Here is a 1,706-nt window from a genome sequence, read left to right as displayed (position 1 = left end):
CTTTTGGGTGCCGTCGGCCAGCGTGATGCCGTGGCTCACGCATTTGCCGTCAAAGTACACATTGGCCTTGGTGGTCACGCTGATGTTGTCGATTTTTTCGGTAGGCATGGGAATGGGTAAGGGGCTGGATGAGGGAATCGATAAAAAGGGTGGAACGGGTGGCTCGCAAGGGCCGCGCGGCGCCCAAACCGCTGATTTTAGGTTACCGGGGCCTTTGCCGTGCCCTCGCTGAATCCGTTTGGCCTTCCCTCGCGTATTTGATGGACCTTGCCGTGTTTTTCGCTTTGTTCGCGAATACCGGTTGATCCCTCACAATGCGTCCATGAAACCAGAAAGCCCGGATACTCAATTGATCGCCCTGATTGACCGCGTAGCCCAGGCCGATGAGTCGGMCCTTCGGGAGCTGTACGACCTGACGTCGTCCAAGCTCTACGGTGTGGCGGTGCGCGTGGTAACCAACCGCGAATGGGCCGAAGACGTGCTGCAGGAGGGTTTCCTCAACATCTGGCGCATTGCGGGCGACTACAAGGCGACGCTGTCGCCCCCCATGGCCTGGATGGGCTTGATAGTGCGCAGCCGCGGCCTGGACTTTTTGCGGCGCCGGGCTTCTGACCGCGCCGACCTGGTGCAGGAGCTGGACGATGTGATTTCAGACACCGTGGCGGGCGATTCGCCCAACCCGATGGACACCACGCAGGCCAGCGAACAGGCCTGGGCGCTGCAYCAGTGCCTTGGCAAGCTGGAGCACAAGCAGCGCGAAGTGGTGAGCCTGGCGTATTTGCGTGATTTGAGCCATGGCGAACTGGCCGAGCAGCTGAAGCTGCCTTTGGGTACGGTCAAAACCTGGATTCGGCGCGGGCTGGAGCAGCTGCGCGGTTGCATGGCGAGGTTCGCGTAATGAATATTGAGAACAATCCTGCCTTGATGGACCAGCTGGCGGCCAGCTACGCGCTGGGCACGCTGCGCGGCGGTGCCCGCAGGCGCTTTGAAGCACTGGCGCGCGACAACGCCACCTTGCGCGCCGCAGCGCTGGTTTGGCAAAGCCGCCTGTCGTCCGTCGCCGAATTGCAGCCGCAAGAGGCGCCCAGCCCGGTGGTCTGGAAGCGCATTGAAAACCTGGTGCGTGCCGACAAGGAGGCGCGCGCCATGCAGGCTGCGCGGGCCGCTGCACCGGCTGTTGCGGGCAACTGGTGGACCAGCCTGGGCCTGTGGCGCGGTGGCGCGGCGGCAGGCGCGATTGCCACGGTGGCCGCTGTTGTTGTGGGGCTTAACGTGAATGGCCGTTTGAGCGGGCAGGTGAATGAACTGACCGCGAAACTGACGGCCACCCCCGAGATCGAATACGTGGCCGTGCTGACGGATGACAAGGCGTCGGCGTCGCTGCTGGTGACGTTTGACCCGAAGAACAAAACGCTGGCGCTCAAGCGTGTGGGCAGCTTCAGGGAGCAGCCTGACAAATCGCTGGAACTCTGGGCCTTGCCGCCCGGCGCGGCGCCCAAATCACTGGGTGTGATGGCCGCAGACCCTGTGGTTCGCCTGACCGCTGCGGGCACCGACATGCGCCAGGTGCCAACGCTGGCCATCACGCTGGAGCCCAAGGGCGGTGTTCCGCCGGGCAGCGGGCCTACGGGGCCCATCCTTTTCAAGGGTGCGCTGATCGAGACGCCTAAGTAACGACGGTCAACATTGGCGGACAGAACAGACGG

2 protein-coding genes and 1 pseudogene are annotated in these 1,706 nt (G+C 63.3%); 2 read left to right on the top strand and 1 reads right to left on the bottom strand.

Features of this window, described 5'->3' with window-relative positions:
* Positions 1-108: pseudogene (locus tag AC1D0Z_RS21120) on the bottom strand (pyrimidine/purine nucleoside phosphorylase); the annotation flags it as partial.
* Positions 109-322: 214 nt separating this feature from the next.
* Between AC1D0Z_RS21120 and AC1D0Z_RS21115 the strand changes: the two are divergent.
* Entirely contained in the window at positions 323-898 is a 576-nt protein-coding gene (locus tag AC1D0Z_RS21115; RefSeq protein ID WP_477660117.1) for an RNA polymerase sigma factor, read from the top strand.
* Entirely contained in the window at positions 898-1,674 is a 777-nt protein-coding gene (locus AC1D0Z_RS21110; RefSeq protein WP_477660116.1) for an anti-sigma factor, read from the top strand. The genes AC1D0Z_RS21115 and AC1D0Z_RS21110 overlap by 1 nt, the downstream gene beginning before the upstream one ends.
* The last annotated feature ends 32 nt before the right edge of the window (positions 1,675-1,706 follow it).

The organism is Polaromonas sp. P1_E3, assembly GCF_056405935.1.
Note: the sequence above shows the minus strand (reverse complement) of the source record. Positions and strands in the feature narration are given on the sequence as shown.